This window comes from Sinorhizobium mexicanum (assembly GCF_013488225.1).
GTDB classification, from domain to species: domain Bacteria; phylum Pseudomonadota; class Alphaproteobacteria; order Rhizobiales; family Rhizobiaceae; genus Sinorhizobium; species Sinorhizobium mexicanum.
In genome coordinates this window covers 309,060-323,060 of sequence record NZ_CP041238.1, presented here as the reverse complement: position 1 = coordinate 323,060, position 14,001 = coordinate 309,060, and the positions used below count along the sequence as shown (strand labels likewise).

The window sequence follows — 14,001 nt, the reverse complement described above, 5'->3', positions numbered from 1 at the left end:
TCCTTTCAGACGTGCGGAGGACGCTGCAGCACTTGATTTGCTGCATGTTTTTATACCTAAATCGGGTAGGATTTAGGAAAATAGACATTGCTGCGGGTGGATCAAGACGTGGCGAACACGCGCTTCGGCCGGAATTCGCCTTCGGCGATCTCGCCGATCGCCACGAGCTTGCCGCGCGCCGTCGCATAGGCTTCGGGAGCGGGCAATGGTGCCTCGCGGCCACGCAGGATGATCGGATTGCCCATCTTGAGGCGATGCGCCTGATCATCGTTGACTGCGATGTGCGGCAGGCCGGAAAGAGCCTCGCCCGTCTCGATCAGGAAGTCATCCAAAGCGGCGAGCCGCTCGGCATCGTCCTCGATCTTCTCCAGCGCGACGAGGTCGGAAAGCGGCACCATGTCATCCTCGCCGAAGGGCGCCACAAAAGTGCGGCGCAGCGAGGCGATATGCCCGAAACAGCCGAGATCGCGGCCCATGTCGCGGGCAAGCGAGCGAACATAGGTTCCCTTGCCGCATTCGATCTCGAAATGCGCGAGATGCGGCGTGCATCCGATCAGGGAGAGCCGGAAGACCTCCACCTCGCGGGCCGGAATCTCCACCGCCTCCCCGTCACGGGCGAGATCGTATGCGCGTTCGCCGTCGATCTTGATCGCCGAGAATTGCGGCGGCACCTGGCTGATAACACCGGTATATTTCGGCAGCAGGGTGCGGATAGCCTCTTCCGTCGGCCGTTCCGCGGACGCGCGGACGACTTCGCCCTCGAGATCGTCCGTCGCCCGCTCCTCGCCCCAGGCGACGGTGAACTCGTAGATCTTGCGCCCATCCATGACGTAGGGGACGGTTTTCGTCGCGTCGCCAAGAGCGATCGGCAGCATGCCGGAGGCGAGCGGATCGAGCGTGCCGGCGTGGCCCGCCTTCTGCGCCTTGAACAGCCACTTGATCTTGGAAACAGCCTCGGTGGAACCGAAATCGAGCGGCTTGTCGAGAATAAGCCAGCCCGAGATCGGGCGACCCTTGGGTTTGCGCGGTTTGGACATGGGTCTTTCTTATTCTTCGTCGTCGGTATCGGAATCGAGGTCGCGGCTAACCTCCGGCGAGCGCAACAGGGCGTCGATCTTCTGATAGTTGTCGAAGCTCGTATCGTCCCTGAAACGGACGTCGGGCATGTATTTCATCTGCCGGAGCTGCGGCCCGAGCCGCCCGCGGATGAATTTTGCATGCCTGTTCAGTGCCTCGATGACCGAGGCGTGATCCTTGAGACCAAGCGGCGTCACATAGGCGGTAGCGATCTTGAGATCAGGCGACATGCGCACTTCCGAAATGGAGATCACCGTGTTCTCGATCAGCGGATCGCGCACGTCGCCACGCTGCAGGACCTGCGTGATCGCGGCGCGCACCTGTTCACCGACGCGCAGCATGCGCTGGGACGGAGCGGAGGATGTGGATTTGGTCATCGTGCTTACCTCGGATCACGTCGTGATCTTGGATTGAATCCGCTCAAAATCACCGACGGGATCGATTTCAAATGAAACGCGGGACACGGGCGGCCGACCGCTCACGCTTTTCTCATCCCGCTTCAAAAAGTGCGAGCGCCGAACAGGAGCCGGCGCTCGCACAATCTCCAACCGGACAGATATCAGAGTGTGCGCGTGATGTGTTCGACGCGGAAGCACTCGATCGTGTCGCCGGCGCGGATGTCCTCGTAGTTCTCGAAGGCCATACCGCATTCCTGGCCGGCCTGGACTTCCGAAACTTCGTCCTTGAAGCGCTTGAGCGTCTTGAGCTTGCCCTCGTGGATGACGACGTTGTCGCGCACGAGACGGACACCGACGCCACGCTCCACCTTGCCCTCGGTGACGCGGCAACCCGCGACCTTGCCGACCTTGGTGATGTTGAACACCTCCAGGATCTCGGCATTGCCGAGGAAGGTCTCGCGCCGTTCGGGCGACAGCAGACCGGACATCGCCGCTTTCACGTCATCCACCAGGTCGTAGATGATGTTGTAGTAGCGGATTTCGATACCGGCACGCTCGGCCGCATCGCGCGCCTGCTTGTTGGCACGGACGTTGAAGCCGATGATCGCGGCGTTCGAGGCTTCGGCGAGCGAGATATCCGACTCGGTGATACCACCCGCACCCGAATGCACGACGCGCGCCCGAACCTCGTCGGTTCCGAGCTTTTCGAGAGCGCCGGCAATCGCTTCGATCGAGCCCTGCACGTCGCCCTTGATGACCAGCGGGAACTCCTTCATGCCGGAAGCATGGAGCTGGCTCATCATCTGCTCGAGCGAACCGCGCGAGCCGGACTGGCGCGCAACCATCTTTTCACGAGCAAGCCGCTGGCGATATTCGGAAATCTCGCGCGCACGGCCTTCGTTCTCGACGACCGCGAACTTGTCGCCGGCCGCCGGCGTGCCGGACAGGCCGAGGACTTCGACAGGGGTCGACGGGCCTGCGGACTTCACATGCTCGCCCTTGTCGTTGACGAGTGCGCGCACGCGACCCCACTGGTCGCCGGCGACGATGATCTGGCCGGGCGTGAGCGTACCCTTCTGGACGAGAATGGTCGCAACCGCACCGCGGCCGCGATCGAGCTCGGCTTCCACCACCGTACCTTCGGCCGTCCGGTTCGAATTGGCCTTCAGGTCGAGGATTTCGGCCTGCAGCAGGATCGCCTCGAGCAGCTTGTCGAGGTTGGTATGGTTCTTCGCCGAGACTTCGACGTCGAGAACTTCACCGCCCATCGATTCGACGAAGACTTCGTGCTGCAGCAGCTCGGTGCGGACCTTCTGCGGGTTCGCCGTCGGCTTGTCGATCTTGTTGATCGCCACGATGATCGGCACGTTGGCCGCCTTGGCGTGGTTGATCGACTCGATCGTCTGCGGCATCACGCTGTCATCGGCGGCCACGACGAGGACGGCGATATCCGTCGCCTGGGCACCACGGGCACGCATCGCCGTGAAGGCGGCGTGGCCGGGGGTGTCGATGAAGGTGATCTTCTGGCCGTTCTGCTCGACCTGATAGGCACCGATGTGCTGGGTGATGCCACCGGCTTCGCCGGCAACCACGTTGGCGTGGCGGATCGCATCGAGCAGCGACGTCTTGCCGTGGTCGACGTGACCCATGATCGTGACGATCGGCGGACGCGGCTCCATGGTCTCTTCGGTGTCGGCGATGTTGAAGATGCCCTCTTCGACATCCGACTCCGAGACGCGCTTGACCGTGTGGCCGAATTCGCCAGCGATGAGTTCGGCGAGATCGGCATCGATCAGGTCGCCCGGCTTCATCATCTGACCTTCCTTCATCAGGAACTTGATGACGTCGACCGCGCGTTCGGACATGCGCTGCGACAGTTCCTGGATCGTGATGGTCTCCGGCAGAACGACTTCGCGCGAAATCTTCTCGCGGGTCTCCTGCATCTGGCTGCGCTTGAACTTTTCCTGCCGGCGACGCATGGCCGAGAGCGAGCGTCCGCGCTGACCGCCGTCCTCGTCGACGGCGGCAGTCAGGGTGAGCTTGCCCTGGCGACGGCCGTCATCGCCCTTCGGACGGGTGACAGGCTTCGCCGGTTCCGGGCGCGTGACCTTGCCGCGGGCGGGGCCGGCGCCGCGCGCACCGCGATCGTCCTCTTCGTCCTCACCGGCGCGGCGGCCGCGCAAGGCGGCGGCGCCCGGCGCCTGCGGGGCGGCCGGAGCGGGAGCCGGGCGCGGCGGTTGCGGGCGTGTGTCGGGGCGGCGTTCCGCGGTGACGGCGGGCGCAGCCGCGGCCGGCCGCTCTTCCTCGACCTTTTCGCCGACGACCACCGGACGTGCTGCCTCTTCGGCGGCACGGCGCGCGGCCTCTTCCCGTTCGCGTGCGGCACGCTCTTCTTCTTCGCGCCGACGGCGAGCTTCCTCTTCGACGCGGCGCTTGGCTTCCTCGGCCTCGCGGATCTGAGCTTCCGCCAGGGCGCGACGGCGGGCTTCCATCTCACCAGCGGACAGATCGTTGAGAACCACGCCGCCGCGCGGACGGTTCTGCTCCTGGCGCGGCTGATGCGGTTGCGGCTGCGGCGCGGGGCGGCCGGACGGCTGCGGTGGCATGGGGCGCTGCTCCGGCGCACGCGCTGCCGGCGACGTGTTCATGGGCGTGACTGGCCGCTCGTCTTCAGGACGGGAATGGCGCCGCTTCTTGGTTTCAACCACAACCGCCTTGGTGCGGCCGCGGCCCATGTCCTGACGCACTGTCCCCTGCTGAACCCCGGAGGGTTTCAGGGTCAGCGTCTTCTTGCCCGCTACGCTGAGTGTCTTGTCGTCTTTGTTGTCGGTCATTCCGTTCCGTTCCTAGCGATCAGGGCCGGATGCGAAACACCTGACCCTGTCTTCCAAATTGTCTCAAACAATGCTCGCGATGCCGGCCCTTGCCGGTGATGCGTATCATTGCTGTGGCTTGCCAGCGCCGCCTTCGGCCCGGACCGGGACGGATCCTCGGTACTTTTCGAGCATGATTGCGCGCTTCACTACACCCTCACCCGCCTGCCCTGCAAGCGCTGCGGCATGGATAAAAGCATTACTTCCCAAAAGCCCATCCATTTCCGCCGCCGTGAAGGGGCGGAAGGCGGCTATTTCCTTTTCATCATCGGCGACGAAACTCATCGCCTTGCGAGCCTGGTCGATCTTGCGGACACCGTCGGCGGCCGCATCGATGGCGTGGAAGACGGCGAGCGCCGCAAGGCCACGCACCGCCTGTTCCGTCTTCGTCGCCCCGGTAATGAACTGGCCGGCCTTGCGCGCCATGTTCATCATTCCGGCAAGCTGCTCGGCAAGCAGCCTGTCGACGTCGTCCGCCAGTGCCGCGTCGGCCGTGACGTCGGCCTTGAGGGCACGGGCAAAAAGCTTCTTCGCCGCCGCCTTCTCGACAAGCACCCGCTCCGCCTTGATCCAGCATCCGCGCCCGGGAAGCTGTCGCTTCAGGTCCGGCACGACGCGTCCGTCAGGAGCAGCAACGAAGCGGACCAACTCGTCCGGCGAACCGCTCTCGCGACTGACGATGCAGGTCCGGGTGCTGCCGCTCCGGTCCTTCGGACCCTTGTCCGAAGGCAGGGTATTAGCATCGGTTTCCGCTATCATCGTGATCAGGCGTCCTGCTCGGCGCCTTCGGCGACCTCGATCGGTTCTTCCGTCTCGGTTGCCAGATCTTCTTCGGTGATCCAGCCGGCAGCCAGACGCGCCTGGACGATCATCGCCTCGGCCTCTTCACGGGTCACCTCGAACTTCGAGAAGATGCCCTCGAAGCGCTTGGTCTCGCCGTCCTTGCGCTCGGTCCAGCCGACGAGATCGTCGGCGGCGCAACCGGCGAAGTCCTCGACGGTCTTGATACCCTCTTCGCCGAGCGCAACCAGCATCTGGCTGGTCAGCCCGTTGATCGTGCGCAGTTCATCGGCAACGCCGAGTTCCTTGCGCTTGGCGTCCATCTCGGCCTCGATCTTGTCGAGGTACTCGCGGGCGCGGGTCTGGATCTCGGTCGCGGTCTCTTCGTCAAAGCCGTCGATCGACGAGATTTCGTCGAGATCGACATAGGCGAGTTCCTCGACCTGGGCAAAGCCTTCGGAGGCGAGCACCTGGCCGACCATCTCGTCGACGTCGAGCGCCTCCATGAAAAGCTGGGTCCGCTCGTTGAATTCCTTCTGACGGCGCTCGCTTTCCTCCTGCTCGGTGAGGATATCGATATCCCAGCCGGTCAGTTGCGAGGCGAGGCGGACGTTCTGGCCGCGGCGGCCGATGGCGAGCGAAAGCTGCTCATCCGGAACCACCACTTCGATACGCTCGGCATCCTCGTCGAGAACGACCTTGGCGACTTCCGCCGGCTGCAGGGCGTTCACGATGAAGGAGGCCGGATCCTGCGACCACGGAATGATGTCGATCTTCTCGCCCTGAAGCTCGCCGACGACGGCCTGAACGCGGGAGCCGCGCATACCGACGCAGGCGCCGACCGGATCGATCGACGAGTCGTTGGAGACGACGGCGATCTTGGCGCGCGAGCCCGGGTCGCGGGCCACCGACTTGATCTGAATGATGCCGTCGTAGATTTCCGGCACTTCCATGGTGAAGAGCTTGACCATGAACTGCGGATGCGTGCGCGACAGGAAGATCTGCGGCCCGCGCTGTTCACGGCGGACATCGTAGACAAAGGCGCGAACGCGATCGCCGTAGCGCATGTTTTCACGCGGGATCATCTCGTCGCGGCGGATGATGCCTTCACCACGGCCGAGGTCGACGATGACATTGCCGTATTCGACGCGCTTCACGGTGCCGTTGACGATCTCGCCGACGCGATCCTTGAACTCCTCGTACTGGCGGTCACGCTCGGCCTCGCGGACCTTCTGCACGATTACCTGCTTGGCCGACTGCGCTGCGATACGGCCGAAATCCATCGGCGGCAGCGGATCCGCGATGAAATCGCCGATCTTGGCGTCGGGATTGCGATCGCGCGCAAGCTCCAGCGGGATCTGCGTCGAATAATCGTCAGCCTTGTCGACCACTTCCAGAAGGCGCTGCAGACGGATTTCGCCGGTCTTCGAATTGATGTCCGCGCGAATGTTCGATTCCGAGCCATAACGCGAGCGAGCCGCCTTCTGGATCGCATCCGCCATAGCGGCCAGAACGATCTCGCGGTCGATCACCTTTTCGCGTGCCACAGCATCTGCGATCTGCAGAAGTTCGAGCCGGTTAGCACTGACTGCCATATCTTGTCTCCGTCTGGTTGCAGGGGCCTTTGAAGCACGCCCTGCCTTATTCGATAGGTGAATCTTCGTCTTCGAAATTCTCGTTGGCGGCGCGCGCGGCCTTCGCCTTCTTGTCGGCCGTCAACGCATCGCGGATCAGGTCGTCGGTCAGGATCAGCCTGGCATCCGAAAGCGCCGTGAACGGGATCGCGACAACCGCTTCCTCACCGTAGGCGGGCTGGTCCCGCTCGAGCCGGAAGCCGTCTTCGTCCACCGACACGATCTTGCCGCGAAACCGCTTGCGGCCGTCGACCATCACCGAAGTCTCGCATTTCATCAGATGGCCCTGCCAGCGGAAGAAATCGGACTTGCGCACCATCGGGCGGTCGATACCCGGCGACGACACTTCGAGATGATACGCCTTGTCGATCGGATCTTCCACATCGAGGACGGGCGAAATGGCCTTGGAAACCTCTTCGCAATCCTCGACGGTCATGGTGCCGTCGTTGCGCTCCGTCATGATCTGCAGCGTCAAGCCGTTCTGGCCGGACATGCGCACGCGCACGAGGCGGAAGCCCATCTGCACGAGCACTGGCTCGATGATGTCGGCAATGCGCTGATCGAGACCGGTTTCGGTGATCAGCCGCGGTTCATTTGTGTCTTCAGCCGTTGTCTTATCGGACAAACGATCGTCTCCTCATCGGACCGGCTAATAAAAAAGAGCGGGTCCTGACGGGCCCACTCTTCATCTACCGATCAAGAATTTGAGGCTCATATACGCTTCATCGCCGCAAATTGCAAGGCTCGCAGCCGCGGCCCGAGAAGTGGCGACGCAGAGCGGACCGCTTTCATGTCGAATCGTCAATTTCAGTAGATGGCGTGCCACAATTCGAAGTCTATAAGGAAGCGTCCGCTTCGCATTGATCAACGAAAGAGAAGGTGACGAGCCGCATGTCGCCCCTGTCCCCCTTCAAACACGAGACGTTCCGGATCATCTGGATCGCCAGCCTTGCGTCCAATTTCGGGGGACTGATCCAGGCAGTGGGCGCCGCCTGGCTGATGACCTCCATCTCGCAGTCGGTGAACATGGTGGCACTGGTGCAGGCCTCCACCGCGCTGCCGATCATGCTTTTCTCGCTGGTGTCGGGTGCGCTTGCCGACAATTTCGACCGGCGACGGATCATGCTCGTCGCACAGAGTTTCATGCTGAGCGTCTCGGCCATCTTGACGGTCTGCGCCTATTTCGGCCTGATCACGCCGTGGCTGCTTCTGCTCTTTACCTTCCTGATCGGCTGCGGAACGGCACTCAACAACCCGTCATGGCAGGCTTCGGTCGGCGACATGGTGCCGCGCGACGACCTGCCGGCGGCGGTGGCGCTGAACAGCATGGGGTTCAACATGACGCGCAGCGTCGGCCCGGCAATCGGCGGTGCGATCGTCGCGGCCGCGGGCGCCGCCGCGGCCTTCGCAGTCAATACACTCAGCTATTTCGCGATCCTCTTCGCCCTTTTCCGCTGGAGACGGGAAATTCCGGAAAGCCCCTTGCCGCGCGAAACCCTCGGGCGCGCGGTTTCGGCCGGCCTTCGCTATGTCGTGATGTCGCCGAACATCGGCAAGGTGCTCCTGCGCGGTTTCGTCTTCGGCCTGTCGGCCAGCGCCATCCTTGCGCTGCTGCCGCTTGTCGCCCGCGATCTCGTCCGCGGCGGCCCGCTCACCTACGGCATCATGCTCGGCGCCTTCGGCCTCGGCGCGATCGGCGGCGCGCTGCTGAGCGCCCGGCTCCGGGAACGCCTCTCGAGCGAGTCGGTCGTGCGCTGCGCTTTCGCCGGCTTTGCCACGAGTGCGGCTGTTACGGCGATCAGCACCGAGGCCTGGCTGACCTCGCTTGCCCTCACCGTATCCGGCGCCTGCTGGGTGCTGGCGCTGGCGCTGTTCAACACCACGGTTCAGCTCTCCACTCCGCGCTGGGTGGTCGGCCGGGCACTGTCCCTCTACCAGACCATGACCTTCGGCGGCATCGCCGGCGGCAGCTGGCTATGGGGCGCTGCCGCCGAACAATACGGAGCCGCCAACGCCCTCATCGGCTCCTGTCTTCTCATGCTCGCCGGAGCGGCCGTCGGCTTGCGTTTCGCGCTGCCGGAATTCGAGTCGCTGAACCTCGACCCGCTCAACCGTTTCGCCGAGCCGCCGCTCGAGCTCGATCTCAAGCCGCGCAGCGGCCCGATCGTCATCATGATCGACTACGAGATCCACGAACCCGACATCCCCGAATTCCTGGCGACGATGGCGGAACGGCGCCGCATCCGCATCCGCGACGGCGCGGGACATTGGGCACTGATGCGCGACCTCGAAAACCCGACGACCTGGACCGAGAGCTACCATGTGCCGACCTGGGTGGAATATGTCCGTCACAACCAGCGGCGCACCCAGGCCGATGCGGCGGTCGGCGACAAGCTGACGGCGCTCCACCGCGGCGAGCAACCGCCGCGCGTCCACCGGATGATCGAGCGGCAGACCATCGTTCCGGAGCACTACGAACGCTACAAGCAGCCCGCCGAGATGCATTGAGAGGTGGCCCGACCCGGTCGCGCCTCATCCCCGCGCAGGACGCGTGTTTGCCCTCACCCTAACCCTCTCCCCGCATGCGGGGAGAGGGGACTGGAGGAAGCTGTGCCCTCTCTGTATCGGATCGGTCGAGGGGGCACGAGGCGTCGCCGCGTGTCCCTTCGCCCCGCTTGCGGGGAGAAGGTGCCGGCAGGCGGATGAGGGGCGGATGCAAAACCCACTCAGTCGAGGATCACCGCAGCTTCGCCTTCAGCGAGGCGGCCGGGAAGCAGGTGGCGGACAGGCCGTTCTTCGCCTGCCAGTCGCCGAGCGACCGGCGCGTCTTGTAGCCCGGCAGGCCATCGACCTTGCCGACATCGTAGCCCTTGGAGACGAGCGCCTTCTGCATCGCCAGCACGTCGGAACGCAGCATGTTTCCGACATCGCCCCACTCGCCCCGGAAGGCGCCGCCGCCCGACGCGATGCGATCGGCGAGGTTGCCGATGAAAAGCGCGTAGAGATCCGAATTGTTGTATTCCTTGATCACGTAGAAGTTCGGCGTGACGATGAACTGCGGTCCATGCACTCCGGCCGGCACCAGCATCATGCCGGATGCCGAGCGTTCCACCGACGGGAAACCCTTGCCGGAGATGCGCCCGATCCCCATGCCGGCCCAGTCGGCAATCGGTCTGGCAAGATCCGGGCCTTCCTGTGCGCAGGAAACACCCTCGGGGATCAAGACTTCAAAACCCCAGTCGCGGCCAGCGTGCCAGCCCTTCTGCGAGAGATAATTGGCGATCGAAGCCAGACTGTCCGGCACCGAATTCCAGATGTCGCGGCGGCCGTCGCCGTCGAAATCCACGGCATACTTCAGGAAGCTCGACGGCAGGAACTGCGGCTGGCCCATGGCGCCGGCCCAGGAGCCGCGCATCTCCGCCTCGCGCACGTCGCCGCTATCGAGAATGTGGAGCGCGGCGATCAGTTCGCGCCGGAAAAGCTCGGGCCGCGTCGACATGAAGGCCTTGGTCGCCAGGACGTCCATGATCGGGTGCGGGATCTTCGCCCGGCCGAACCCGGATTCCCGGCCCCAGATGGCGAGCACGATCGGCCCGGGAACGCCGTACGTTCTTTCGATGCGCTTCAAGGTCGAGGCGTGGGCAGAGGCGAGGCTCCGGCCGGTCGCCGCCAATCCCTGCAGCCGCTTCTCGGAAAAATAGGAACCGGGCGATGAAAACTCCGCCTGGCTCTGCTTGCGCTCCTTCGCCTTGGGAAAGCCGGGAGGCGCAAGGTCGGGCAGATCCCAATTGAGCTTCACATCGGCAAAGGCCGCCTTGAAGGACGCGGCCGAGATGCCGGATTTCTGCGCCTCGGGCCAGAGATCGCTCTGCAGCCACTGGCGGAACTGGCTTTCGACATCGGCCTTGGTGGCGGCGAGGGAAAGACCGGTAAAGGCGGTCAGAAAGAGGATCAAGGCAGAAAGGAGTTTCAGCATCTGGCTTCCTAGCGTCAGATCGTCGTGCGTGCCCTCAGCGCGGCCGTCAACGTGCCTTCGTCAAGGTAATCGAGTTCGCCTCCGACCGGAACGCCGTGGGCGAGGCGAGTGATTTTCACCGCCATGCCTTCGAGCTGGTCGGTGATGTAATGCGCCGTCGTCTGCCCCTCGACCGTCGCATTGACCGCGATGATCAGCTCGCGCACGCCGCCCTTGGCGACGCGATCGACCAGGCCCTTGATGTTGAGGTCGTCAGGCCCAACACCGTCGAGCGGTGACAGCGTGCCGCCGAGCACGTGATAGGCGGCGTTCATCGCGCCGGCGCGCTCCAACGCCCAGAGGTCGGCTACATCTTCGACGACGATGATCACGGACTGGTCGCGCCGTTCGTCCGTGCACACCGTGCAGGGGTCGATCGTGTCGACATTGCCGCAGCAAGAGCAGATGCGGACCTTGCGATGCGCCTCGCCCATCGCGTCCGCAAGCGGACCGAGCAGTTGCTCCTTCTTCTTGACGAGGTGCAGCGCGGCGCGCCGGGCGGAACGGGGGCCGAGGCCCGGCACCTTCGCCAGGAGCTGGATGAGTTTTTCGATTTCGGGGCCGGTGACTCGCTTTGCCATGCCGGGCTTTTAGCTCAATTCATCGGCAAACGGAATCGCTTTGACGCCGATCAGCGCACGGTGATCGCAGCGACCGCAGGAGAAACTGGCGCCGATGGCTCGGTGGAGCCCGCTTAATCAGAACGGCAGCTTCATGCCGGGCGGGATCGGCAGGCCTGCCGTCAGTTCGCGGGTCTTTTCCGCCTGCACGGCTTCCGCCTTGTCCTTGGCGTCCTTGTGCGCGGCAACGATCAGGTCTTCGAGGATTTCGACATCGTCTTCCTTGAAGAGCGAGGGATCGATCTTCAGGCTCTTCATGTGGCCCTTGCCGTCGAGACGGACGGTGACGAGGCCGCCGCCGGAGGTGCCGTCGACTTCGAGCGCGGCGATCTCCGCCTGCATCTTCTCCATCTTGGCCTGCATTTCCTTGACCTTGCCCATCATGCCCATGATGTCGCGCATCGTCGTCTCCTGTCTTTCGCAATCTCTTCCAAGAAGCCTGTCAGCGGGCTATTCGATGTCGTCGCCGGGGACGATATCGCCGTCTTCCGATTCGGCCGCTGCCGGAGCCACGGCTTCGGTTTCCTGCTCCGTCGCGCGGATGCGCACGTCGGTGATCCTGGCGCCCGGAAAGCGCGCGAGGATTGCCGCCACGTCCGGATCCTGGCGGGCGTCGTTGACCCGCTGCTCCTGCGCGCGCTGCTCGGCCTCGACAAGTGTCGGCTCGCCCGGTTCTCGGCTGTAGCTGACAACCCAGTGAATGCCGGTCCATTCCTTGAGCTTGACGGCGAGTTCGCCAAGAAGCGTCTTCGGCGCATCGTCGGACACGTTGACGTCCAGGCGGCCAGACTCGATATGCACGAGCCTCAGGAAGCCGCGCACGAGCGTCTTCAGCTTGATGTCCCTGTTCTTTCCGCAGAGATCGGCGATATCGCTGATCGAGTTGACCGGAACCTTTGGCTCCGGCTTCGCAGCAGGGGCCGGTGCAGGCCGTTCCTCGATGCGGCCGACGGTCATCGGCTGAGGCGCGGCATCCGGCACGGCACGCAGCATGGTTGCGCCGTTGTTCGAGGACCTCTGAACGGGGGGCGCTGCTTCGACGGAACGCGCCTGCGTGAACTGTCCGGCCTGGGCCTGATATCCGCCACCATTGCTGCGCGGCGCCAGGCGACCGGCACCCCCCTCGCCGTCGGCAAGCTCCAACAGCCGCCTTGCAGCGTCTTCCGGCGACGGCAGATGGGCGGCATGAGCGAGCCTGATCAGGACCATTTCTGCTGCACCCGCAGGGCGGGAAGAGCTTTCCGCCTCCGGGATGCCCTTCAAGAGCATCTGCCAGATGCGCGAAAGAGCGGTCACCGCGACATTGCCGGCGAATTCAGCGCCGCGCACACGCTCGATCTCGCTCAGCGACTGGTCGTTCGCCGCGTCCGGAACATATTTCATCCGCGTGACGAGATGGGTGAAGTCGGCAAGGTCGGTCAGCACCACCGTCGGATTGGCGCCTGCCTCGTATTGCGCGGCGAACTCCTGAAGCGCCGCCGTCACGTCGCCTTTGACTACATGCTCGAACAGATCGACGATGCGGGCGCGGTCGGCCAGCCCGAGCATCGAGCGCACGGTTTCAAGCTCGACCGAGCCGCCGCCGTGGGCGATCGCCTGGTCGAGCAGCGACAGGCCATCACGTGCCGAACCTTCTGCGGCGCGCGCGACCATCGCCAGCGCCTCCGGATCGAAAGGCACGCCTTCCTTGGCGAGAATGGTGGAGAAGAGACCGACGAGGTCCGACGCGCCGATGCGGCGCAGGTCGAAGCGCTGGCAGCGCGACAGGACGGTAATCGGAACCTTACGGATTTCGGTCGTCGCGAAGATGAACTTCACATGCTCCGGTGGCTCCTCGAGCGTCTTCAGCAGCCCGTTGAAGGCCTGCGTCGAGAGCATGTGCACTTCGTCGATGATATAGACCTTGTAGCGGGCGGAAACCGGGCGATAGCGCACCTGCTCGATGATCTCGCGGATGTCGTCGATGCCGGTGTGCGATGCGGCGTCCATCTCGATCACGTCGACATGGCGGCCGTCCATGATCGCCTGGCAGTGCTCGCCCGGCACACGCAGGTCGATCGTCGGCTTGTCAATCTCGGCAGTTTTGTAATTGAGCGCGCGCGCCAGGATACGGGCCGTCGTCGTCTTGCCGACGCCGCGGACGCCCGTCAGCATGTAGGCCTGCGCGATGCGGCCGGTCTCGAAGGCATTGGTGAGCGTGCGCACCATAGGCTCCTGCCCGACCATGAGGTCGGAGAAGTCCTTGGGCCTATATTTACGCGCCAGAACACGGTAGGCGGCTGGCTTCTGTTCGAATGAAATGGACGTTTCGTCGCTCATCGACCCTGCCGCTGCTCGAACTCTTGTCCCGACAGGACGGAGATACGAAGATAAGGTGGGAGGCTGGCACGATGACCCGTGCCGGGGCTCGTTAGGGCTGCTTCCTTCCGGACCTGACCCGGTTGGCGAGTGGCTCGTCCACCACCAACCTCCCGGCCTCCATATCGGCAATATCGCAAGCAAATGCAAGCCAAGGCGTCAAAAAACTGGTATCGATATGCAAAACAAGGCGAATCCGCGCGTTGGATCACGATGATTCTTGAGACGAATCGATCCAAGAATCGT

General features: G+C 63.9%; 11 protein-coding genes and 1 other RNA gene. 1 reads left to right on the top strand and 11 read right to left on the bottom strand.

What is annotated here, in order from left to right; all coding sequences use genetic code 11:
• Positions 1 to 101: 101 nt before the first annotated feature.
• From truB to rimP, 6 genes are all read right to left on the bottom strand, one after another.
• Positions 102 to 1,037 (bottom strand): tRNA pseudouridine(55) synthase TruB, encoded by a 936-nt coding sequence (gene truB, locus FKV68_RS01445; protein ID WP_180939794.1) that lies wholly within the window; start codon positions 1,035 to 1,037, stop codon positions 102 to 104.
• Positions 1,038 to 1,046: 9 nt separating this feature from the next.
• Positions 1,047 to 1,454: a 30S ribosome-binding factor RbfA gene (gene rbfA / locus FKV68_RS01440; RefSeq protein WP_180939793.1), complete on the bottom strand. Its 408-nt coding sequence runs from the start codon at positions 1,452 to 1,454 to the stop codon at positions 1,047 to 1,049.
• Between the two features lie 182 nt (positions 1,455 to 1,636).
• Complete coding sequence (gene infB, locus FKV68_RS01435) at positions 1,637 to 4,309, bottom strand: translation initiation factor IF-2 (RefSeq protein ID WP_180939792.1); 2,673 nt, start codon at positions 4,307 to 4,309, stop codon at positions 1,637 to 1,639.
• Positions 4,310 to 4,414: 105 nt separating this feature from the next.
• Positions 4,415 to 5,107 (bottom strand): RNA-binding protein, encoded by a 693-nt coding sequence (locus FKV68_RS01430; protein ID WP_180939791.1) that lies wholly within the window; start codon positions 5,105 to 5,107, stop codon positions 4,415 to 4,417.
• Between the two features lie 5 nt (positions 5,108 to 5,112).
• Positions 5,113 to 6,723 carry a transcription termination factor NusA gene (gene nusA / locus FKV68_RS01425; RefSeq protein WP_180939790.1) on the bottom strand — a complete coding sequence of 537 codons (1,611 nt, stop codon included), beginning with the start codon at positions 6,721 to 6,723 and terminating at the stop codon, positions 5,113 to 5,115.
• A 46-nt stretch (positions 6,724 to 6,769) separates the two neighbouring features.
• Positions 6,770 to 7,387, bottom strand: coding sequence for a ribosome maturation factor RimP (rimP, locus tag FKV68_RS01420; protein ID WP_180939789.1), 618 nt, complete (start codon positions 7,385 to 7,387; stop codon positions 6,770 to 6,772).
• 266 nt (positions 7,388 to 7,653) lie between these two features.
• Between rimP and FKV68_RS01415 the strand changes: the two genes are divergently transcribed.
• Positions 7,654 to 9,270 (top strand): MFS transporter, encoded by a 1,617-nt coding sequence (locus FKV68_RS01415; RefSeq protein WP_180939788.1) that lies wholly within the window; start codon positions 7,654 to 7,656, stop codon positions 9,268 to 9,270.
• 229 nt (positions 9,271 to 9,499) lie between these two features.
• On the opposite strand, the gene FKV68_RS01410 is transcribed toward FKV68_RS01415, so the two are convergent.
• The 5 genes from FKV68_RS01410 to ffs all read right to left on the bottom strand — a co-directional run bounded on the left by FKV68_RS01410 (position 9,500) and on the right by ffs (position 13,869).
• Positions 9,500 to 10,738, bottom strand: coding sequence for a lytic murein transglycosylase (locus FKV68_RS01410; RefSeq protein WP_180939787.1), 1,239 nt, complete (start codon positions 10,736 to 10,738; stop codon positions 9,500 to 9,502).
• A gap of 14 nt (positions 10,739 to 10,752) precedes the next feature.
• Positions 10,753 to 11,358 carry a recombination mediator RecR gene (gene recR / locus FKV68_RS01405; RefSeq protein ID WP_180939786.1) on the bottom strand — a complete coding sequence of 202 codons (606 nt, stop codon included), beginning with the start codon at positions 11,356 to 11,358 and terminating at the stop codon, positions 10,753 to 10,755.
• A 117-nt stretch (positions 11,359 to 11,475) separates the two neighbouring features.
• Positions 11,476 to 11,799 (bottom strand): YbaB/EbfC family nucleoid-associated protein, encoded by a 324-nt coding sequence (locus tag FKV68_RS01400; RefSeq protein ID WP_180939785.1) that lies wholly within the window; start codon positions 11,797 to 11,799, stop codon positions 11,476 to 11,478.
• Positions 11,800 to 11,847: 48 nt separating this feature from the next.
• Entirely contained in the window at positions 11,848 to 13,716 is a 1,869-nt protein-coding gene (locus FKV68_RS01395) for a DNA polymerase III subunit gamma/tau (protein ID WP_180939784.1), read from the bottom strand.
• Between the two features lie 55 nt (positions 13,717 to 13,771).
• An RNA gene (gene ffs / locus FKV68_RS01390) (signal recognition particle sRNA small type) lies at positions 13,772 to 13,869 on the bottom strand.
• Between the last annotated feature and the right edge of the window lie 132 nt (positions 13,870 to 14,001).